Here is a 19,402-nt window from a genome sequence, read left to right as displayed (position 1 = left end):
AGCCCCACGGGGCCCACACTCTCCTGAACGCCGGCTTTTCATCCGAGGGTCGTGGGTTCGAGCCCCACGGGGCCCACACTCTCCTGAACGCCGGCTTTTCATCCGAGGGTCGTGGGTTCGAGCCCCACGGGGCCCACCTCAGCTGCCGTTCCAGTCACGTTGTCTAGAATGTGGCGGGTGGCACGACGACTCCTCCCCGGCATCGCGCTCGGAGCCATGGCTCTCGGCGTCAGCGGGCTGCTCGTCATCCTGCCGACCGTGTCGAGTGCCTGCCAGCCCATCTCGACGTCGTCGAGCGTCTCCTCCGCCGAGGTCGCGGACGCGATCGTCCCCGGCTCGCACGTCCTGATCGTCGGCGACTCGTACACCACCGGCCGCGGCTCCACCAGCGGCGTCCACGGATGGGCGCAGGACCTCGCAGCCGACCGCAACTGGGACGCCACCATCGACGGCTACCCGGGAACGGGCTACGTCGACACCGGGCGCACCGGGTCCTCGCACTACACGTTCGGCCCCCGCCTCGAACGGCACGCCACGACCGATGCTCCGCAGCTCGTCATCGTGCAGGGCAGCCAGAACGACTGGCTCGTCGACTCGTCGACGCTGCAGGCCCGCGTCGAGCAGACCCTCCGCGCGGCGGAACAGACCTGGCCGGACGCCGTCGTCGTGGCGCTCGGGCCGTCAGCGCCGATGCCGCGGGCGAAGGCGAACGTCGGGGTCGCCGCCTCGGTCTCCGCGGGAGCGGCTGCTGCGGGTGTGCCGTTCATCGACCCGCTCGCCGGACAGTGGTTCACCGCGGCGAACAGCCCGGGCTACGCGGCGATCGACGGCGGGCACCTCAACGACGCCGGCTACCAGTACATGGCCGGACGGGTCTCGGACTCCCTCGACGCGCTCGCTGCGCCCGACGACGAACGCTGCGCCTGACCTCGGGTTCGCGTTCGGGGTACAAGTCGTCCCCAGCTGGCTCATGGCAGATCCCCTGCACACATCAGCCTGCGCACAGCCGACTGGTGGGCTGCCGCCGATAGTGTCGTTCCCGGATCCGACCACCGGATCCTGCAGCACCGCACCACCACGAACGAACGGGGTACACCGTGATCGAGCCCATCGAAGCCACGCAGACCAGCAGCACCGGGGACGCGCGCCGCATCGTCGAGCTCGCCGCCGCGACCAACACGACGATGAGCAACGAGCTCCTGCTCGACACGCTCCGTCGCAACGCGCAGGTCACGACCCGGCACATCCGCAAGGACTTCATCGAGGTCGCGACGGCCACCGCGGTGCTCGGCTACGTGTGCCGACAGCGCAAGGACTTCATCGCCCTGCGCGGGGACGACCCGGCCTGGGCGCACGAGGTCGGGCGCTACGCCAGCGAGTCCCTTGCGGTCGAGGCGCTCCGCATGCGCCGCGGCTGACCCGCAGCTGCCCGCCACGAACGCCGCCCCACACCGGGGCGGCGTTCGTGCTTCCAGTGGAGCGGTGACTCCCCCGCCGAAGCGACAGATCGCCGGCCCCACCCGCGACAACTCCGCCAGAGCGACACTGTGCCGCGAACCTTCGGCGGGACGGAGTCGCTTTCGCGAGACGGGTTGCGGCGGGGCGGTCAGGACCAGACGCGGCGGATGCCCCAGGTGCCCGTCCAGGTCTCGTCGGGCTCGAGCCACCGCAGGCCCTCGCCGGAGTTCAGGGCGTTGGCCGGAGCGGTCATCGGCTCGACCGCCACGGCCAGGCCCTTGGCGTCGCCACGCGGGTACTCCCGAGAGGTGAACACCTGCACGTACGGGAACGACGCGTCCTGCCAGAGCTGCACGCCGTCACCCTCGGGGCCGTGCAGGGTCGTGTGGCGGACACCGTCGGCGTCCGTGGTGATGTCCGAGTACGCGGTGTCGAGATCGGCGGCACCGGCACGCTGTCCCTGTCGCAGGTCGAACGAAGTGCCCTCCACCGACACGGAACCGTTCGGCACCTTCTGCTCGTCGACGGTGAAGGCGGTGGCGGCGTCGAGGGTGACGACGAGGTCCTCTGCGGGGGTGTCACCGGCGCGCAGGTACGGGTGCGCCCCCACGGCGAAGGGCGCGCGGGCTCCGGAACGGTTCGTGATCTCGTGCGTCACCCGGATGCCGTCGTCGACGAGCTCGTGGTGCACGCGGGTCTCGAGGGTGAACGGCCAGCCGTGCTGCGGGTGGATCGTGGCTTCCTGCACGATGCCCGTCTCGGTCTGCGACACCACGCGGTACGGCGCGAAGCGGAGCAGACCGTGCGAGGCGTTGCCGTACTTCGGCTCCGAGACGTCCAGCTGCTGCCGCTTGCCGTCGAGCTCCCAGACCCCGCCGGCGACGCGGTTCGGCCACGGCACGAGCACGATCCCGTTGGCGCCGGGCGGCTGCTCGGTGACGGGGAACGGCTCGGTCAGGTCGAAGCCGGCGACGCGGAGTTCTCGGATGCCGGCAGCGACCTCGGTCACGACGGCCTCGACGACGCCGTCCGGTCCAGCGTGGTGCAGGCGGTACTGGCCACCGGTGGGTGCTGCGGTCATGGGGTGTGGTTCCTTCCGGGTGTGTCCTCGCCGTCCGCGACGACGACCTCGACGCCGGCCGCCCGGATCGTGGCGACCGCGTCCGCCTCGGCCTCGGCGGTGACGACGACGTCGATGTCCTCGAGCGCGCGGACGACCCCGATGTGGGCCCGGCCGAACTTCGACCCGTCCGCGACCACGACCGTACGCCGAGCCGTGGCCGCGAGCACCCGCTTCGCCTCGGTCTCGGGCAGGTTGACGTTGGTCAGGCCGTGCGCGACGTCCACACCGGTGCCACCGAGGAACACGATGTCGGCGGCGATCACCGGCAACAGGGTGTTGTTGAACGGTGCGACGAGCGAGTGCTGGAGCGGTCGGAGGGTGCCGCCGGTGACGATCACGGTGAACCGCGGCACGGCGCGCTCGAGGGCCAGTGCGGTCGTCAGCGAGTTCGTGACGACGGTGACGTCGGACAGCTCCGTGCGGGCGACGAGCGCCTCGGCGACCGCTGCCGGGGTGGTGCCGACGTCGAGCACGACGCACTCGCCGGAACGCACGAGCGCTGCGGCCGCACGGCCGATGGCGGCCTTGGCCACCTGGTGCTCGACGGCGGTCTCCTCGAAGGGGCGCTCGGTGGACCCGGCCCCGAGGCGGACCGCGCCGCCGTGCACCCGGCGGATCCGGGCCTCCTGGTCGAGGACCGCGAGGTCCTGCCGGACCGTCACCTCACTCGTGCCGAGCGACGCGGCCAGCGCGGCGGTCCGGACCATGCCGGGTGCGCCCTCGACGATGGAGACGATGCGGTCCTGCCGCAGCGGCGCGGGCAGCGATCCGGCCAGGAAGGAGAGGTCGTCGTCGGTCACGGCTCTAGTTTCGCTTGCTTCCGAAGACTTTCGCAACGCTTCGGATCGGCGCTAGGCTGTTCCGGTGATCACCAAGCGCGTGACGAAGCTCGCGGACGGCCGCGACCTGTTCTACTTCGACGATGCGGACAGCACGCTGCCCGCTGAGCGTGCCATCGACGAGCGTGCGCTCGATCCTCGGCCCGAGACCGCGCGGATGCGCCAGGACGTCCTGACCGGCGAGTGGGTCTCCATCGCCGCGAGCCGGCAGAACCGTGCGTTCCTGCCGCCGGCCGACCAGGACCCGCTCGCGCCGCAGACACCGCAGAACCCGTCCGAGATCCCGAGCACCTACGACGTCGCCGTGTTCGAGAACCGGTCACCGTCGTTCGGTCCGGCGCTCGAAGCCGATGACGCACCCGGTTCGCTCGACGCGCTGACCGACGTCGGCCTGAACCGGCAGCTGCGCAGTGTCGGCCGGTGCGAGGTCGTGTGCTTCTCGCCCGCGACCGAGGGGTCCTTCGCGTCGATCTCCGAGTCGCGTGCCCGCACCGTGGTCGAGGCCTGGGCGGACCGCACCGCCGCGCTCTCCGCCATGCCCGGCATCCAGCAGGTGTTCCCGTTCGAGAACCGCGGCGAAGCGATCGGTGTCACGCTGCACCACCCGCACGGGCAGATCTACTCGTACCCGTACATCACGCCCCGCACGCAGCGCCTGCTCGACTCCATCGAGCGCTTCGGGCCCGACCTGTTCGAGCAGCACCTGGCGAACGAGCGCGCCTCGGACCGGGTCGTGCTGCAGGGCGAGCACTTCACGGCGTTCGTGCCGTTCGCCGCACGCTGGCCCATCGAGATCCACATGCTGCCGCACCGCCACGTCCCCGACTTCGCCGGTCTGACCGAGGCCGAGAAGGACGAACTGGCCCACATGCACCTGCGCCTGACGCGGGGCATCGACAAGCTCTACGACGACCCGACCCCGTACATCGCCGCCTGGCACCAGGCGCCGGTGCACGTCGGGCGGGACACCGTGCGGCTCATGCTGCAGATCACGTCGCCGCGTCGGGCGGCGGACAAGTTGAAGTTCCTGGCCGGCAGCGAAGCCGCCATGGGCGCCTGGATCGGGGACCTCGTGCCCGAGAAGGCAGCCGAGTTCATCCGACAGGGAATCGAGCGAGCATGACGTTCCAGCAGGTCTACGGGTACGAGCCGGCGGTGCGGTACTCCGCCCCCGGCCGGGTCAACCTGATCGGTGAGCACACCGACTACAACGACGGGTACGTCCTGCCGTTCGCGATCGACCGGCGCACCAGCGCGTCGATCGCTCCGCGGCCGGACCGTCTGCTGCGCGTCTCGTCCGCGTTCGACGCCGGCACCGTGCTCGAGCTGTCGCTCGACGACCTCGACCCGTCGAACATGACCGGCTGGTCGGCGTACGTCTTCGGCATCGCCTGGGCGCTCCGCGAGCAGGCCGGCGCGGACCTGTCCGACACGACCGGGTTCGACGTCTTCATCGAGTCCGACGTCCCCGTCGGCGCGGGCCTGTCCTCCAGCGCAGCGATCGAGTGCGGCGTCGCACTCGCCTTCAACGACCTGTGGGAGCTCGGCCTCGACCGCAAGACCCTGGCGCGCGTCGGCCAGTACTCCGAGAACCACGCCGTTGGTGCCCCCACGGGGATCATGGACCAGTCCGCCTCCCTGCTCGGCGAGCAGGACGCCGTCGTGTTCCTGGACTGCCGCACGCTCGACACCGCCGTGGTCGACCTGGCGCTCGAGGCCAACGGGCTCGAGGTCCTGGTCATCGACACCCGGGTCGAGCACGCACACGCCACCGGCGGGTACGCGGCTCGTCGGGCCTCGTGCGAGAAGGGTGCGCAGGTGCTCGGTGTCGAGGCCCTGCGTGACCTGAGCGTCGACGACCTGCCCCGTGCGCAGGAGCTGCTCGACGACGAGACGTTCCGCCGCGTGCGCCACGTCGTGACCGAGGACCAGCGCGTCCTCGACACCGTCCGGACGCTGCGCGAACAGGGCCCGCGAGCGATCGGTTCGCTGCTCGTCGCGTCGCACGAGTCGATGCGCGACGACTTCGAGATCTCCGTGCCGGAACTCGACCTGGCCGTCGCGACCGCGGTCGAGCACGGTGCGGTCGGTGCGCGGATGACCGGTGGCGGGTTCGGCGGTGCGGCGATCGCGTTGGTCGACCGGGAGGCCCGTGGTGCGATCACCGAGGCCGTCACCGCCGCCTTCGCAGCCGCCGGGTACCGCGAGCCGAACGTCTTCACGGTGCACGCCGCGCAGGGCGCCCGCCGCGACTGAGCCCCTCACCGAGTCTCGGGCGAGTACCGGTGAGACTCGGGCTGGGCGACGGTTCTCGCGGTGCCGCCCCCGAGAACGGTCACTCACCGCGAGACTCGGGGGCAGCGCGGCCGAGACTCGGGGCAGCGCGGCCGAGACTCGGGGGTCAGCGCGTCATGTGCCCCGTGGTGACGGTGACGCCGCCCCACGGGAAGCCGTGCGGGTGCAGCACCTCGTGCTGCACCTGGTCCATCACGAACTGGCTCTGCCACACCGTGTAGACCAGCACGCCGACGACGATGCACACCGGCACGGCCAGGTACGCCGAGTACCGGACGATGTCGCCGAGGGTGCGGTGCCCGGAGCGCGCGAGCGTCGGCGGCAGGACGATCCCGACGACGACCACGAACAGCAGCAGTGCGAGTGCGGCCGGCGCGACGTGCCCTTCGACCTGCACCGTGACCGGCGCGGTCTCGAGGACCTTGCCGCCGTTGTCGATCCAGTTGTCGTCTGCGTCGACCCCGCCGTACCCTGACGACGTGCTCCAGAGCACCAGGTTCGGGGACAGCACCAGTGCGACGATCCCGACGAGTGCGAGTCCCCACGCACGCGGACGCAGCTTCCTGCCGGTGGCCGCCATCACGGGCGCGGTCTGGACGTTCTCCCCCATGCGGTGACCGTAGCACTGGGGGCGGCTCCGCACCCGTCCCCCGAACGCGCGGGGCGGGGGCGAGCCGCGCCTCCCGGCCGCATCTGGTGAGCAGAAATGGTCGAGCCCCATGACGGGACCCGACCATTTCTGCTCACGATGCGAACGCGCGCCACACGGCCCGCCGCGCGCGCCTACTTCAGGTGGCGCTCCGCCGCCTCGACCACGTTCTTCATGAGCATCGCGCGGGTCATCGGGCCGACGCCGCCGGGCACCGGCGACATGAAGCCCGCGACGGACGCGACGGCGGGGTCGACGTCACCGTGCAGCTTGGCCTTCCCCGTCTCCTCGTTCACCACGCGGGTGATGCCCACGTCGATCACGGCCGCACCGGGCTGCACCCAGTCCGGCTTGACGAGCCCGGCGACCCCGGCGGCCGCGATGACGATGTCGGCGCGACGGCACTCCGCGGCGACGTCCGCCGTCAGGGAGTGTGTGAGCGTCGCCGTCGCCTCGAGGCGGGTGAGCAACAGGCCGAGCGGACGCCCGACGGTGAGGCCCTGCCCGATGATCGTGACGTGCGCGCCCCGGATCGGGATGTCGTACGCCTCGAGCATCGCGACGATGCCCCGCGGGGTGCACGGCAGCGGGGCGTCGATCGTGCCGGCACCACCGGGCACGGCGAGCACGAGCTCACCGAGGTTCGTCGGGTGCAGGCCGTCGGCGTCCTTCGACGGGTCCATCAGCTCGAGCATCGGCGTCGGGTCGATGCCCTCCGGCAGCGGGAGCTGCACGATGAACGCGGTGACCCGGGGGTCGTCGTTCATCTGCAGGATCGCGGCGCGGATGTCCGCGGCGGACGCCGTCGCGGGCAGGTCGATGCGGTGCGAGTCGAGCCCGATCTGCGCCGAGTCGCGGTGCTTGCCCGCGACGTAGGACAGCGAGCCCGGGTTCTCGCCGACGAGGATCGTGCCGAGGCCCGGACGGATGCCGTGCTCGTGCAACCGGTCGATGCGGATCCGCAGTTCGTCGAGGGTCCGGGCGGCGAGGGCGGTGCCGTCGATGCGGACGGCAGTGCCCTCCCCCGCCCATCGCTCGACGGGCAGGGGGCTCAGGGCGTCGCTCACGCGTAGAGGGGGAACGCGTCGGTCAGGGTCTTCACCCGGGCCGAGAGCGCTGCGATGTCCGGGTTCGGCATGAGGGTCAGCGCGATGATGTCCGCGACCTCGGTGAACTCGGCGTCGCCGAAGCCACGCGTGGCGAGCGCCGACGTGCCGATGCGGACACCCGAGGTGACCATCGGCGGACGCGGGTCGAACGGCACGGAGTTCCGGTTCACGGTGATGCCGACCTCGTGCAGCAGGTCTTCGGCCTGCTTGCCGTCGACCTCGGAGGTGCGCAGGTCGACGAGCACCAGGTGCACGTCCGTGCCACCGGTCAGGACGTCGACGCCGGCCGCGCGGGCGTCCGGCTGCGTGAGCCGATCCGCGAGCAAGCGGGCCCCGCGGATGGTGCGCTCCTGGCGGGCCTTGAACTCGGGGGTGCCGGCGAGCAGGAACGCGGTGGCCTTGGCGGCGATCACGTGCATGAGCGGGCCGCCCTGCTGGCCCGGGAAGACCGCGGAGTTCAGCTTCTTGAACAGGGTCTCGTCGTTGGACAGGATGATGCCCGAGCGGGGGCCGCCGAGGGTCTTGTGCACGGTCGACGAGACGACGTGGGCGTGCGGGACCGGGGACGGGTGCAGACCGGCGGCGACCAGGCCGGCGAAGTGCGCCATGTCGACCCAGAGCTTCGCGCCGACCTCGTCCGCGATCTCACGGAACTTCGCGAAGTCGAGCTGGCGCGGGTACGCGGACCAGCCGGCGATGAGGACCTTCGGCTGGTGCTCGATGGCCTTGGCGCGGATGTCGTCGTAGTCGACCTCGAACGTCTCGGGGTCGACGCCGTACGCCACGGCGTTGTAGATGCGGCCGGAGAAGTTGAGCTTCATGCCGTGGGTCAGGTGACCGCCGTGCGCGAGCTCGAGGCCGAGGATGGTGTCACCGGCCGAGGCGATGGCGTGCAGGACAGCGGCGTTGGCCGTGGCGCCCGAGTGCGGCTGGACGTTGGCGTACTCGGCACCGAAGAGCGCCTTGGCACGGTCGATGGCGAGCTGCTCGGCGACGTCGACGTACTCGCAGCCGCCGTAGTAGCGCTTGCCCGGGTAGCCCTCGGCGTACTTGTTGGTGAGGACGGAGCCCTGGGACTCGAGCACCGCACGCGGCACGAAGTTCTCCGACGCGATCATCTCGAGGGTGTCGCGCTGACGGCCGAGCTCCTGCTGCAGGACGGCGGCGATCTCGGGGTCGACCTCGGTGAGCGGGGCGTTGAAGGCTGCGCGGTCGGTGTCGACGGAGCCGTCGACGGCGGGCAGATCGGTGATGGACACGGTTCTCCTACGTGGGTTGGCGACGACCGGGAGGGTCGCGCACGGACGATCGGTCGGTGCAGCCCAGGCGTACGGCCGCGCACCGTGTCAGGTGTCGCTCCCCGATGGTGACCCATCCAACGCCAGTCGCGACGTGACGATCGTACCGAGCCGCCCGCCCTGTGTCACCCTGGATGCATGACGCTGACCTCGCCCGACGTGGACGAACGGACCACCCCGGACGAACGCACCAGTGCGCGCGCGGACACCCCGTGGGTCACCGTCGTGTGGGACGACCCGGTGAACCTGATGTCGTACGTCACCTACGTCTTCCAGCGGCACTTCGGCTTCGGTCGTGCGCAGGCGGAGCGGCTCATGCACCAGGTGGACACCGAGGGTCGGGCCATCGTGGCGACGGGTCCGCGCGAGGCCATGGAGGCCCACGTCCAGTCGATGCACGGCTACGGCCTGCAGGCGACCGTCGACAAGGCCCCCGGAGCGTGATCCCCTTCGTCCGCCGGGCCGACGGCGTCCACCTCGGCATGTCCTCCGGCGAGCGCGGGCTCCTCACGTCCCTGACCGAGCAGCTGCGCCAGGTGCTCGACGGCGACCTGACGGCGGACCCGGTGGCCGATCGGATGTTCCCGAATGCCTACCCGGACGACGACGACGCCAGCGCGGAGTTCCGGAAGTACACGCAGTCGGACCTGCTGGCGCAGAAGACCACGAACGCGACGACCGTGCACGAGTGGCTGACGGGGACCCGCGACGGTGCCCTCGACCCCGAGGACGAGCAGGCCTGGCTCCGCACCCTGACCGACCTGCGGCTGACGATCGCCGACCGCCTCGGGATCGTCGACGCCGACGACGAGGAGCGTTCCGTCGAGGCCGACGCGGGCGTCGGCCTGCGCGACGTCTACGACTGGCTCGGCTACGTGCAGGAGCACCTGATCACGACGATGACCGACCCGCGGTGACGGTCACCTTCCGCGCGACCACCGAGGACGACCGGGAGGCCCTGCTCGCGTTCTCGACGTCGGAACCGGTCGCGTGGATCGGTCCGGACCGGTACCGCGCCGAGTCCGGCACGCACAACTACCGCCCGGGGTGGTCGTGGCTGGCCGAGCGCGACGGCCGTCCGGTGGCACGGGCGCTCTGGTGGGGTGGCGCGGACGCCGAGGTGCCGTCGACGCTCGACGACCTGCTGGTGGCTCCGGACGCGCCCGAGGACGAGCGGGTGGCGATCGCCGCCGGGCTGATCACGGCGGGGGCCGCTGCGTTCGGGGCGCGACCGGAGTGGATCGTCGACGTCGCGGTGGACTGGCACGACGACCCCGACGCCGTCGCCGCGGTGTCGTGGCGCACGGCGGCCGCTCGGTCGGCGGGGCTCGGACGGTCGACGGAGCGGGTGAGTGTGGCGTGGACACCGGACCGCGGAGTGCCGATGCCGTCCTCGCTGCGCTTCCGGTCGGGTGACGACGAGGAGTTCGTGGACCTGTTCGCCCGCGTCGCGGTGGGGAGCCTCGACGCCCACACCGTGGCGTCGGTGGACGAACTCGGCCCGCGGGGCGCCGCCGCCGACGACCTCGAGTTCTACCGCTCGCTGCCGGGGTCGCGTGACGGCTGGCGGGTCGCGCTCGACCCCGACGGCCTGGTGGTCGGGTTCGTCCTGGCGACGCGGACGGCGTACGACGCGGCGATCAGCTTCATCGGCGTGCTCCCGCAGCACCGAGGGCGTGGCGTGGTCGACGAGCTGCTCGCCGAGGGGCTGCGCGTGCACGGAGAAGCCGGGGCGTCGAAGGTGGTCGGCACGACGGACGCGGCGAACACCCCGATGCGCCGGGCGTTCGAACGGGCCGGCTTCGTGGTGACGAGGCGCCGCATCGTGTTCGAGCGCTGAGCCGACCCGGAGCGGCGATCCTCGAACTCGCAAGGCAGCCTTGCAAGTTGTGCTGTCGAAGTAGTACCGTTCCGGTATGGAATCACCCGATCCGACCGCGCTCGCCGGTGACCTGCTGACGCTGTACGGCCGGATCCGTCGAACGCTGCTGACCGGCAAGGCCGACGAGGTCACGGCGTCCCAGACCGCCGCGCTCGGCCGCCTGCTGCGGTACGGCGAGAGCACGGTCGCCGAGCTCGCCCGCGCCGAGGGCGTCCGTCCGCAGTCGATGGGCGCGACCGTCCAGGCGCTCGAGGACCTCGGCCTCGTCGAACGACGTCCTGACCCCGCCGACGGCCGCCGTGCGCTCGTCCGCGCGACCGACCAGGGCGCCCGTGCCCGCGAGGACGCCTGGACCACCCGCACCCGCGTCCTGACCGACCGGCTCGCCGCGCTGCCCGACGCCGACCGCGACACCGTCGCCCGAGCGATCGCGATCCTCGCCCCGCTCACCGAACGCTGAACCCGGAAGAAGCACTCCCACGTCCACCTCGACCAGTCCCACCCCCGTCGTCGCCCCGCGCAGCACCAGCAGTGGCTTCGGCCCGAAGCTCCTCATCCCGGTGCTCGTCGGGCCACTGCTCAACCCGATCAACACCACGATGGTGTCCGTCGCGCTCACGCCGATCTCCCGCGACCTGGGGATCGGTGCGGCGCAGGCGATCTGGCTCGTCGCCGCCCTGTACCTGGCGAGTGCGATCGCGCAGCCGACGATGGGCAAGCTCGCCGACCGCTTCGGCCCGAAGAAGGTGTTCCTGACCGGGCTCGTGATCGTCGGTGTCGCCGGGGTCGTGCCCGAGTTCCTGACCGGCTTCGGCGGCGCGGTGTTCGCCCGTGTCCTCATCGGCATCGGCACCTCGTCGGCGTACCCGGCGGCCCTCACCACCCTCCGACAGCACTCGGCACGGATCGGGAAGCCGACCCCGCCGCTCGTGCTCGGAGCGCTGTCCATCACCTCGCTCGTGTCGGCGGCGGCCGGGCCTCCGCTCGGCGGCGCGCTGATCGCCGCGTTCGGCTGGCACGCGATCTTCCTGGTGAACGTGCCCCTGGCGGCGTTCGGCATCGTCGTGGCGTCGATGTGGCTGCCGTCCGACCGTCTCCGTCCGCGTGACGACGAGGCCCTGCCCGTCCTGCAGGCGCTCGACCCGGTCGGCATGCTGCTCATGACGGGCACCGTCTCGGCGCTGCTCGTGTTCCTGCTCGACCTGTCCGCCGGCCTGTGGTGGCTGCTCGCGGTGGCGATCGTGCTGCTCGTCGCCCTCGTGCTGTGGGAGCTGCGCGCGGTCCGGCCGTTCGTGGACGTCCGGATGCTCGCGCGGAACGGGGCGCTGTCCCGCACCTACGTACGGCTGTTCCTGACCTACCTGCTCGCGTACACGATGACCTACGGGTTCTCGCAGTGGGTGCAGGACGTCGCCGGGTACTCGAGCGACGTCGCCGGGTACATCCAGCTGCCGGCCGCGATCGTGGCCGGGATCGCGTCGTTCGTCGTCGCCCGGAAGACCGCCGTGCGCGGACCCCTGATCGTCGCGGCCGTGGTGCCGATCGTCGGCGGGGCGCTCCTGCTCTTGCTGCACACCGGGTCGCCGGTCGTGCTGCTCGCCCTGGCGCCGGCACTGTTCGGCGTCCCGCAGGCCCTGGCGTCGGTGTCGAACCAGGCGGCGCTGTACCGGCTCGTCCCCGCGGCGTACATCGGCACCGCGGCCGGGCTGTCCCGCACGGCGGTGTACATCGGGGCGATCGGGGCCTCGTCGCTCATCGGTGGCGTGTTCGGCCAGGCCCCGACCACACCGGACCTGCACGTGCTGGCGTGGGTGATCCTCGGCGTCGCGGTGCTCCTGACGATCCTGACCCTGGCCGACCGACGCCTCCGCGCGGTCGCCGCCGCCGCGCCCGCTTCGTGAGCAGGAATGGTCGGGTCGGGTGGCGGCACTCGACCATTTCTGCGCACGAAGCACCGCGCTCGCCGCGCCCGGTACCCTGATCCGGTGACCGACCCGACCCCCACGCACTGGACCCTGACGCTCGTCTGCGACGACCAGCCCGGGATCGTGCACGCCGTCTCCGGAGCGGTCGTCGCCGCCAACGGCAACATCACCGAGTCGCAGCAGTTCTCGAGCGTCGACACGAACACGTTCTTCATGCGCCTGCAGGTCATGGCTCCGGTGGACCGTGCGACCTTCGAGGCAGCCCTCGCCCCCGTCGCCGCCCGGTACGACGCCCGCGTCCAGCTCGACGTCGTCGGTCGCCCGCTGCGCACCCTCGTCCTCGTGTCGAAGGCCGGGCACTGCCTCAACGACCTGCTCTACCGCCAGCGCGGTGGGCAGCTGCCGATCGAGGTCCCCCTCGTGCTGTCCAACCACCCGGACCTGTCCGAGCTCGCGTCGTTCTACTCGGTGCCGTTCGAGCACCGTCCGGTCAGCGACGCGGACAGCAAGGCGGCCATGGAACGCCGTGTCCTCGAGGCGGTCGAGGAGCACGACATCGAACTCGTCGTCCTCGCCCGCTACATGCAGATCCTGTCGCCGGAGCTCTGCGCGGCACTCGAGGGCCGTGCGGTCAACATCCACCACTCGTTCCTGCCCGGCTTCAAGGGCGCGAACCCCTACCGCCAGGCGCACGCCCGCGGCGTGAAGCTCATCGGCGCGACGGCGCACTTCGTCACGAGCGACCTCGACGAGGGCCCGATCATCGAGCAGAACGTCGTCCGTGTCGACCACACGAAGGACCCCGCCGAGCTGGTCTCCATCGGCCAGGACGAGGAGTCCCGCACCCTCACCCAGGCAGTGCGCTGGATCGCCGAGGACCGGGTCCTGCTCGACGGCGCCCGCACCATCATCTTCAAGTAGGCAGCACCATGACGAACGCCCCGCAGTCCCCCGTCGACTGGGAAGCAGTCCCCGGCCCGGCGCCCGCCGGCGAGCGGCGACGGCCGTTCGACGCCTGGCGTGTGCTCCGCGTCCTGGTCTGCACGTTCGGTCTGCTCTCCCTGGCGTTCTGGGGCTACTGGTCGTGGCAGCTCCCCCTGCCCGGTTACCTGTTCATGGTCGGCGCCCCGTTGTTCGCCGCCGTCGTCTGGTACTTCTTCCGCTCGCCGGCGTCGCCGATCGAGACCGACATCGTCGGCAAGACGATCGTCGAAGTCGCGTTGGTCATCGCCGCGGGCGCGACCTGGGTCTCCATCGGCCACCCGGTCGTGGGCTTCGTCTTCATCGTGATCGCCGCACTGAGCGGCGTGATCGCGTTCCGCAGGGAGACCGCATGACTGCCACGGGCCTCCAGGCCGGCCGGGAGGCCCAGCGCACCCTGGTGCGCGCATCCCGCGTCGTCGACGCGGCCGGGTCCACGGCGGACGGCTGGGTCCTGCTCGCCGGTGACGTGGTGCACGCGGTCGGCTCCGGCCTCGAAGCCCCCGCGGCGGACCAGGTCGTCGACCTGGGCGACGCGGTCCTGACGCCTGGGTTCACCGACCTGCACGGGCACGGCGGTGCGACCGAGTCGTACGAGGACGACTCCTTCGCCGAGTCGCTGGCCGCGCACCGTGCCCACGGCACGACCCGGTCGGTCCTGTCCCTCGTCGCGAACCCGGTCCCCGCGCTCGCGGACTCGCTCGCGCGGATCCGTTCCGTGATGGCGGCCGACCCGCTCGTGCTCGGCGTGCACCTGGAGGGGCCGTTCCTGTCCCCGCACAACAAGGGCGCCCACAACGAGTCGTTCCTCATCGACCCGTCACCCGCAGCGGTCGAGGCCCTGCTCGAAGCCGGCGAGGGCGTCATCCGCCAGGTCACCATCGCACCGGAGCTGCCGGGCGCACTCGACGCCGTCCGCCGGTTCGTCGCCGCCGGAGTCACCGTCGCCGTCGGCCACACCGTCGGCACGTACGACCAGGCTCGAGCCGCGTTCGACGCCGGTGCGACGCTGCTGACCCACGCGTTCAACGCGATGCCGGGGCTGCACCACCGTGCACCGGGGCCGATCGGTGCCGCCGTGGCCGACGACCGGGTCACGCTCGAGCTCATCCTCGACGCCGTGCACGTGCACCCGGTCGTCGCGGACACCCTGTTCCGCGCCGCCCCTGGCCGGGTGGCGCTCATCACCGACGCCATGGGCGCTGCGGGTGCAGCCGACGGCTCGTACCGGCTGGGATCGCTCGACGTCACCGTGACCGACGGCGTCGCGCACGTCGCCGGGACCGACACCATCGCGGGGTCGACGTTGACGCAGGACGTGGCGTTGCGGAACGCGGTGTCGCTCGCCGGACGGACGCTGCCCGAGGCCGTCGCGGCCCTGTCGAGCGTGCCGGCCGCGGCCCTGGGGCTCGGCGACCGTCTCGGACGGCTCGCGCCGGGGTACGCGGCCGACCTCGTGGCGCTGTCCCCGGCGCTCGAGGTGCAGCGGGTGTGGGGCGGCGGACGCGAGCTGCGCTGACGCGCTGATCGGCTCGACCGACTGCGTCCAGACCGGTCAGCGCCGGACGAGTGCTCCCGCGACGAGCCGGAGCAGCAGGGCGACCGCACCGAGCCCGGCGACGGCGACCCCGATGACGACCACGACGACGAGCCGGGTGAGGAAGTGCACCTCGGGCTCATCCTCGCGCACGCCGAGGGACGACGCACCCACGAACACGAACACCGCAGCGATGAGCAACAGCCCCCCGATCCAGGTCGTGGCGCGCAGGGCGGCCGGTGCTGGTGGCCGGGTGCGATCGTCCGGGGTCGTCGGTCGGGCTTTGGCGCCCTCGGTCTCCCAGTCGGCGAGTTCGGTCATGGTGGTCCCCCTCAGTCGGGTCGATCGTAGGGCAGAACACCGACCTCCAGCAGCGTGGCCGAACGGCGCAAGCGGTCGTCGTCGAGGTCAGGCACGAGCACCACAGCGGATACCGGGGCGGCTCCTGGGACGAGTACTGGCCGGTGACCGAGCAGACCGTCGACGGCGACGTGTTCACGGCTTCGTTGCGCCGGTACTCCACGCGCGATCCCGATGTCTACGAGCGTGGGCGCCGCATCGAGGTGCTCTACGATCCGGATCGCCACTGGACGGTCGCGCTCGCAGGAGATGATGCTCGTGCCGCCCTGGAGCGACAGGTGCGGAGCGGGATCACGGTCGGAGCGGTCGGACTCGCCCTCGTGGCCGTCGGACTGCCGTTCGACCTCCGCCGCGCTCGACGGAAGCGTCGGCGCACGGAGACCGCACGGCCGCTCGGCACTGCGCGGCGCAGACCCAGCCGCTGACCGCACCACCAGAGGGCGAGACCCCGACGTGTCCGACCCGACTCAGTGGTCGATCGGGCGCCCCCGAGCGCCGCTCGCCCACGTCGTGTCCGCCGTGTCGCCGACCCGGAGCGACAGGGTGCCGCCGCGGGTGACGAAGGACGCCGGGACCCACGACTTCTCGAGGGTGCGCCCGTCCAACCGAGCACCGTGCACGTACGGCGCGGTGCCGGAGGACCGGACGACGATCCGCTCCCCGCTCGACCGCCGGATGTCGACGGTGCTGAACGTCGGGCTGCCGATGAGCATCTCCGCACGCCCCGGTGTCTGCGGGAACAACCCGATCGACGCGAACACGTACCAGGCACTCATCGTGCCCAGGTCGTCGTTGCCCGGCAGCCCGCTCGGGCCGGTCGTGTAGGCGTCGTCGACGACCCGGCGCACGGTCTCCTGCGTCTTCCACGGTTTGCCGAGCGCGTTGTACATCCACGGCGTGTGGATGTCCGGCTCGTTGGTCGGGTCGAACTTCGTGGCGTCGCCGCCGGTCACCGCGAACGCGCCGGTGCTGTCGTGGAAGAACGCGTCCAACCGAGCGGAAGCAGCATCGTCGCCACCCAGGGCCGTCGACAGCCCCCGTACGTCCTGCGGCACGAGCCAGGTGTACTGCGCACTGGTCCCCTGCGCGAACCCGGTGCCGGTCGAGGGCGACCAGTCCGGCGTCCACGAACCGTCGGCCTGACGAGCGGCCTGGTAGCCGACGGCCGCGTTGAAGGTGTTCTTCCAGTAGGTCCCGCGCTCCGCGAACATCCGGGCGTCCGAGCGCAGCCCCAGGGAAGCCGCCCAGTACCCGAGCGCACTGTCGGAGATCGAGTCCTCGAGCGTCTCGGCAGCGCCGCCCCAGCACGAGCAGTCGTCGTTCGCGGCGTACTGGCGCTGCAGGTACTCGTCGAGCGCCGGGCGTTGGGCCAGGCACTGGCCCGGGCACCCGATGTCGCTCTCGGCGTCGTCGTTCTCGACGGTCGCCTGCTGCTTCAGCGAGGCGTAGACGGCTCGCACGTCGAAGTTCCGGACCCCCATCGCGTACCAGGTGGCGAGGGTCGCGGCCGAGGGGTCACCCGTCATCACGTGCGTCGGCGCCCCGAGGTGGAGCCAGCGGTCCCACACCCCGCCGTTCTGCTGGGCGAACCGCAGCATCGACTGCGCCATGTCCCCGGCGACGTCCGGCCGCAGCAGTGCGAGCAGTTGGATCTGCGCCCGGTACTGGTCCCACCCGGAGTACGTGCCGTAGACGGCGCGGTGCCCCCGGTCCATGTGGTGCACCCGCTGGTCCGGCCCCAGGTAGCGGCCGTCGCGGTCGTTCAGCGTGTTCGGTTGCATGAGCGCGTGGTACACGGACGTGTACAGCTGGGTGGTGCGGTCAGCGGTGCCGCCTCCGACGCGCAGACGCGACAGTTCGCGGTTCCAGGAGGCCCGTGTGCCGGCCGCCACGCTGGCGACGGTCGAGCGCTGCGTCACCTCGCCGTCGCGGTTCGCGATCGCTCCTGCGGCACTCACGTACGAGATGCCGATCTTCGCGTGCACCGTCGCACCGCGACGCGCGTCGAACCCGACCCACGCGCCGGAGCCGCGTCCGGCGCGGTCGGCGCCGGTCAGGTAGCCCTCCCCACCGGAGGAGGACGTGCCTCCCGGTCGGACCGTGCCGTCCTGCCAGGTGCCGGTGCTCGTGAACGCCTTGTCGAAGGTGGCCGTGAAGAACAGCCGGTAGTAGCTGCGGCGGTCCGGGTTGGTGGCACCGCCGCCGTTCGCGCGGCGGCTGCAGAAGCCGCCGGTCAGGACGCTGCCGCTCACCGTGCGGGTGCGGGCGTCGACGCGGGTGGTCGCGGCCTCGCTGCCGTTGATCGAGTTCGAGGTCCGGAAGAGCAGGTTCGCGGCCCCGCCGGCCGGGAACGCGAACTCGCCGATGCCGGCCCGGGTGGTGACGGCGAGGTCGGTGCGGACGCCGTTGTCGAGCGCGACGCCGTAGCGCCCGGGGCTCGCGGATTCGTCGTCGTGCGAGTAGCCGGCGGCGTAGACCGCGTCGGTGCTGTCGGCCGACGGCGAGGTCGTGATCGGGGTCGTGACCGGCATGATCGGCACGTCACCGGCGGCCCCCGGCGCGCAGCCGGCTCCGTTCAGGTGCGTCAGGCTGAAGCCGCGCAGCCGGTTCACGTCGTACGAGTAGCCGTTCGCGACCGGCGTCGAGGTCTGGTCACCCGCGGTGCCGGTGGGACTCCACTGGAGCATGCCGAACGGTGCGGTCGCGCCGGGCCAGGTGTTGCCGTCGCCGCTCGTGCCGATGAACGGGTCGACGTACCGAGCCGGGTCGGAGACGGTCCTCCCCGCCTGCGCTGCCTGCCCTGACGGCGAGGCGACGGCCGGCGCGGCGACGACCCCCGTCCCCAGCAGCGCGGCGATCGTGGCCACCGCGGCGAGCGGGAGCAGGCGGACGAGCGGGCGACGGTGCACGCGAGAACGGTTCACGTCGGCGACGCTAGACCCCTCGGACGGGGGACGCGCGCCGGGTCACCGACCGGTCCCCCGCTGTTCACCACGGTCGACGTGTTCTCGGCCCACGGGCGGGTTCGCCGCCGCTGGTAGCGTCCGGGCATGCTGTCGACGACCGACGAACCGGCCCGAGGACGCGTCCGCGACCTGCTCGGGCTGCCGTCCCCTGCCGAACTCCGTCCGGTCGCGGTCCGCCTGGAACCGCTCGGTCGCGACGGATCGGTGCAGTGGGCACGCGTCGAGCTGGACACGGCCGACGGCGACACCATCCCGTGCTTCCTCCTGACCCCGGACCACGGCACCGGAACGGACGTCATCGCCGTCCACCAGCACGCGGGTGACTTCACCTCCGGGAAGAGCGAGGCCGCCGGGCGGGCGGGGGATCCGAGCCTCGCCTACGGCGTGGTGCTCGCTCGCAGTGGTGCCCGCGTGGTCATCCCCGATCTGATCGGCTTCGAGGAACGCCGACGCGACTGGACGGACGACCCGGCGGCCGACGAACGCCTCGATGCGCTCTTCCGTGTGGCGGACGGCAGCAGCCTGCAGGCGAAGCACTCGCGTGACATCGCCACGGTGACGTCCTGGATGATCGAGACGAGTGCTGCCGACACCGAACTCGGCATCGTCGGCCACTCCCTCGGCGGCCAGGTGGCACTGTTCGCACTCGCCGTCGACGCCCGACTCACGCGGGGCGTGGTCAGCTGCGGGCTCGGGACGCTGGCCTCGTTCGAGGCCGCTCGGATCCGCCACAACCCGGCCTGGTTCGTCCCGGGTCTGACCGCCGCCGGCGACGTCCCCCTGGTCGCGTCAGCCGTTGATCAGCCGGTCCTCGTCGCGGCGGGACGGGACGACGGGCTGTTCCCCCTCGCCGGCGTCCGGCGCGTCCTCGACGCGTTCCGTCCGGGTGTCGCGACGACCGAGGTGTTCGACGGCGGCCACGCGATGCCGCCGCGCATCACGGAATTGGCGCTCCGGCACCTGCTGTCCACGTGAACGGA

21 protein-coding genes and 1 riboswitch are annotated in these 19,402 nt (G+C 71.8%); of the genes, 14 read left to right on the top strand and 7 right to left on the bottom strand.

Going from position 1 to position 19,402, the window contains the following annotated elements; all coding sequences use genetic code 11:
- Nucleotides 1-177 precede the first annotated feature (177 nt).
- Both ITJ60_RS07355 and ITJ60_RS07350 read left to right on the top strand, forming a co-directional pair.
- Nucleotides 178-927: an SGNH/GDSL hydrolase family protein gene (locus ITJ60_RS07355; RefSeq protein ID WP_194647440.1), complete on the top strand. Its 750-nt coding sequence runs from the start codon at nucleotides 178-180 to the stop codon at nucleotides 925-927.
- Nucleotides 928-1,097: 170 nt separating this feature from the next.
- Nucleotides 1,098-1,418: a hypothetical protein gene (locus ITJ60_RS07350; protein WP_111085292.1), complete on the top strand. Its 321-nt coding sequence runs from the start codon at nucleotides 1,098-1,100 to the stop codon at nucleotides 1,416-1,418.
- A 188-nt stretch (nucleotides 1,419-1,606) separates the two neighbouring features.
- Here ITJ60_RS07350 and ITJ60_RS07345 read toward each other — a convergent pair whose 3' ends face one another.
- Entirely contained in the window at nucleotides 1,607-2,539 is a 933-nt protein-coding gene (locus ITJ60_RS07345) for an aldose 1-epimerase family protein (RefSeq protein ID WP_194647439.1), read from the bottom strand.
- A complete protein-coding gene (locus ITJ60_RS07340) occupies nucleotides 2,536-3,381 on the bottom strand; it encodes a DeoR/GlpR family DNA-binding transcription regulator (RefSeq protein ID WP_194647438.1) in 846 nt (281 codons plus the stop codon). Before ITJ60_RS07340 ends, ITJ60_RS07345 begins: the two co-directional genes overlap by 4 nt.
- Nucleotides 3,382-3,445: 64 nt before the next feature.
- On the opposite strand from ITJ60_RS07340, the gene galT reads away from it, so the two are divergent.
- A complete protein-coding gene (gene galT / locus ITJ60_RS07335) occupies nucleotides 3,446-4,543 on the top strand; it encodes a galactose-1-phosphate uridylyltransferase (protein ID WP_194647437.1) in 1,098 nt (365 codons plus the stop codon).
- On the top strand, nucleotides 4,540-5,676 hold the full coding sequence (gene galK, locus ITJ60_RS07330; protein ID WP_194647436.1) for a galactokinase: 1,137 nt from the start codon (nucleotides 4,540-4,542) through the stop codon (nucleotides 5,674-5,676). The genes galT and galK overlap by 4 nt, the downstream gene beginning before the upstream one ends.
- 145 nt (nucleotides 5,677-5,821) lie before the next feature.
- On the opposite strand, the gene ITJ60_RS07325 is transcribed toward galK, so the two are convergent.
- The 3 genes from ITJ60_RS07325 to glyA all read right to left on the bottom strand — a co-directional run bounded on the left by ITJ60_RS07325 (nucleotide 5,822) and on the right by glyA (nucleotide 8,732).
- Nucleotides 5,822-6,325: a hypothetical protein gene (locus ITJ60_RS07325; protein ID WP_194647435.1), complete on the bottom strand. Its 504-nt coding sequence runs from the start codon at nucleotides 6,323-6,325 to the stop codon at nucleotides 5,822-5,824.
- A gap of 173 nt (nucleotides 6,326-6,498) precedes the next feature.
- Entirely contained in the window at nucleotides 6,499-7,431 is a 933-nt protein-coding gene (locus ITJ60_RS07320) for a bifunctional 5,10-methylenetetrahydrofolate dehydrogenase/5,10-methenyltetrahydrofolate cyclohydrolase (RefSeq protein WP_307860903.1), read from the bottom strand.
- Entirely contained in the window at nucleotides 7,428-8,732 is a 1,305-nt protein-coding gene (gene glyA / locus ITJ60_RS07315) for a serine hydroxymethyltransferase (RefSeq protein WP_416371905.1), read from the bottom strand. The genes ITJ60_RS07320 and glyA overlap by 4 nt, the downstream gene beginning before the upstream one ends.
- A gap of 54 nt (nucleotides 8,733-8,786) precedes the next feature.
- Nucleotides 8,787-8,872: riboswitch (ZMP/ZTP riboswitch) on the bottom strand.
- A 37-nt stretch (nucleotides 8,873-8,909) separates the two neighbouring features.
- On the opposite strand from glyA, the gene clpS reads away from it, so the two are divergent.
- The 8 genes from clpS (at nucleotide 8,910) to nagA (ending at nucleotide 15,078) form a co-directional block, all read left to right on the top strand.
- Nucleotides 8,910-9,215, top strand: a complete 306-nt coding sequence (gene clpS / locus ITJ60_RS07310; protein WP_194647434.1) for an ATP-dependent Clp protease adapter ClpS — start codon at nucleotides 8,910-8,912, stop codon at nucleotides 9,213-9,215.
- On the top strand, nucleotides 9,212-9,688 hold the full coding sequence (locus ITJ60_RS07305) for a DUF2017 family protein (protein WP_194647433.1): 477 nt from the start codon (nucleotides 9,212-9,214) through the stop codon (nucleotides 9,686-9,688). Before clpS ends, ITJ60_RS07305 begins: the two co-directional genes overlap by 4 nt.
- Nucleotides 9,685-10,611, top strand: coding sequence for a GNAT family N-acetyltransferase (locus tag ITJ60_RS19285; protein ID WP_194647432.1), 927 nt, complete (start codon nucleotides 9,685-9,687; stop codon nucleotides 10,609-10,611). Before ITJ60_RS07305 ends, ITJ60_RS19285 begins: the two co-directional genes overlap by 4 nt.
- 76 nt (nucleotides 10,612-10,687) lie before the next feature.
- A complete protein-coding gene (locus ITJ60_RS18805; protein ID WP_123340932.1) occupies nucleotides 10,688-11,113 on the top strand; it encodes a MarR family winged helix-turn-helix transcriptional regulator in 426 nt (141 codons plus the stop codon).
- Nucleotides 11,114-11,213: 100 nt separating this feature from the next.
- The gene (locus tag ITJ60_RS07290; protein WP_323749124.1) at nucleotides 11,214-12,554 is read left to right on the top strand and encodes an MFS transporter; all 1,341 of its coding nucleotides are present in this window, start codon (nucleotides 11,214-11,216) and stop codon (nucleotides 12,552-12,554) included.
- 39 nt (nucleotides 12,555-12,593) lie between these two features.
- Nucleotides 12,594-13,499, top strand: coding sequence for a formyltetrahydrofolate deformylase (gene purU / locus ITJ60_RS07285; RefSeq protein ID WP_228509973.1), 906 nt, complete (start codon nucleotides 12,594-12,596; stop codon nucleotides 13,497-13,499).
- Between the two features lie 8 nt (nucleotides 13,500-13,507).
- Nucleotides 13,508-13,915, top strand: coding sequence for a YrdB family protein (locus ITJ60_RS07280; protein WP_194647430.1), 408 nt, complete (start codon nucleotides 13,508-13,510; stop codon nucleotides 13,913-13,915).
- The gene (nagA, locus tag ITJ60_RS07275; RefSeq protein WP_194647429.1) at nucleotides 13,912-15,078 is read left to right on the top strand and encodes an N-acetylglucosamine-6-phosphate deacetylase; all 1,167 of its coding nucleotides are present in this window, start codon (nucleotides 13,912-13,914) and stop codon (nucleotides 15,076-15,078) included. Before ITJ60_RS07280 ends, nagA begins: the two co-directional genes overlap by 4 nt.
- Nucleotides 15,079-15,114: 36 nt before the next feature.
- On the opposite strand, the gene ITJ60_RS07270 is transcribed toward nagA, so the two are convergent.
- Nucleotides 15,115-15,417: a hypothetical protein gene (locus tag ITJ60_RS07270; RefSeq protein ID WP_194647428.1), complete on the bottom strand. Its 303-nt coding sequence runs from the start codon at nucleotides 15,415-15,417 to the stop codon at nucleotides 15,115-15,117.
- A gap of 143 nt (nucleotides 15,418-15,560) precedes the next feature.
- Between ITJ60_RS07270 and ITJ60_RS07265 the strand changes: the two genes are divergently transcribed.
- Entirely contained in the window at nucleotides 15,561-15,881 is a 321-nt protein-coding gene (locus ITJ60_RS07265) for a hypothetical protein (protein ID WP_194647427.1), read from the top strand.
- Nucleotides 15,882-15,923: 42 nt separating this feature from the next.
- Here ITJ60_RS07265 and ITJ60_RS07260 read toward each other — a convergent pair whose 3' ends face one another.
- The gene (locus ITJ60_RS07260) at nucleotides 15,924-18,380 is read right to left on the bottom strand and encodes a GH92 family glycosyl hydrolase (RefSeq protein WP_323749123.1); all 2,457 of its coding nucleotides are present in this window, start codon (nucleotides 18,378-18,380) and stop codon (nucleotides 15,924-15,926) included.
- A gap of 126 nt (nucleotides 18,381-18,506) precedes the next feature.
- On the opposite strand from ITJ60_RS07260, the gene ITJ60_RS07255 reads away from it, so the two are divergent.
- Nucleotides 18,507-19,397: an alpha/beta hydrolase family protein gene (locus ITJ60_RS07255; RefSeq protein ID WP_194647426.1), complete on the top strand. Its 891-nt coding sequence runs from the start codon at nucleotides 18,507-18,509 to the stop codon at nucleotides 19,395-19,397.
- Nucleotides 19,398-19,402: the final 5 nt, after the last annotated feature.

Origin of the sequence: Curtobacterium sp. VKM Ac-2884 (assembly GCF_015350945.1) — a bacterium.
In the GTDB taxonomy this organism is placed as follows: Bacteria; Actinomycetota; Actinomycetes; order Actinomycetales; family Microbacteriaceae; genus Curtobacterium.
Note: the sequence above shows the minus strand (reverse complement) of the source record. Positions and strands in the feature narration are given on the sequence as shown.

Excerpts from the sequence above, each read along its gene's own strand:
- galK (WP_194647436.1), top strand. The coding sequence starts at position 4,540 with ATGACGTTCCAGCAGGTCTACGGGTACGAGCCGGCGGTGCGGTACTCC.
- ITJ60_RS07325 (WP_194647435.1), bottom strand. The coding sequence starts at position 6,325 with ATGGGGGAGAACGTCCAGACCGCGCCCGTGATGGCGGCCACCGGCAGG.
- ITJ60_RS07255 (WP_194647426.1), top strand. The coding sequence starts at position 18,507 with ATGCTGTCGACGACCGACGAACCGGCCCGAGGACGCGTCCGCGACCTG.
- ITJ60_RS07345 (WP_194647439.1), bottom strand. The coding sequence starts at position 2,539 with ATGACCGCAGCACCCACCGGTGGCCAGTACCGCCTGCACCACGCTGGA.
- clpS (WP_194647434.1), top strand. The coding sequence starts at position 8,910 with ATGACGCTGACCTCGCCCGACGTGGACGAACGGACCACCCCGGACGAA.
- ITJ60_RS07270 (WP_194647428.1), bottom strand. The coding sequence starts at position 15,417 with ATGACCGAACTCGCCGACTGGGAGACCGAGGGCGCCAAAGCCCGACCG.
- ITJ60_RS18805 (WP_123340932.1), top strand. The coding sequence starts at position 10,688 with ATGGAATCACCCGATCCGACCGCGCTCGCCGGTGACCTGCTGACGCTG.
- nagA (WP_194647429.1), top strand. The coding sequence starts at position 13,912 with ATGACTGCCACGGGCCTCCAGGCCGGCCGGGAGGCCCAGCGCACCCTG.
- ITJ60_RS07280 (WP_194647430.1), top strand. The coding sequence starts at position 13,508 with ATGACGAACGCCCCGCAGTCCCCCGTCGACTGGGAAGCAGTCCCCGGC.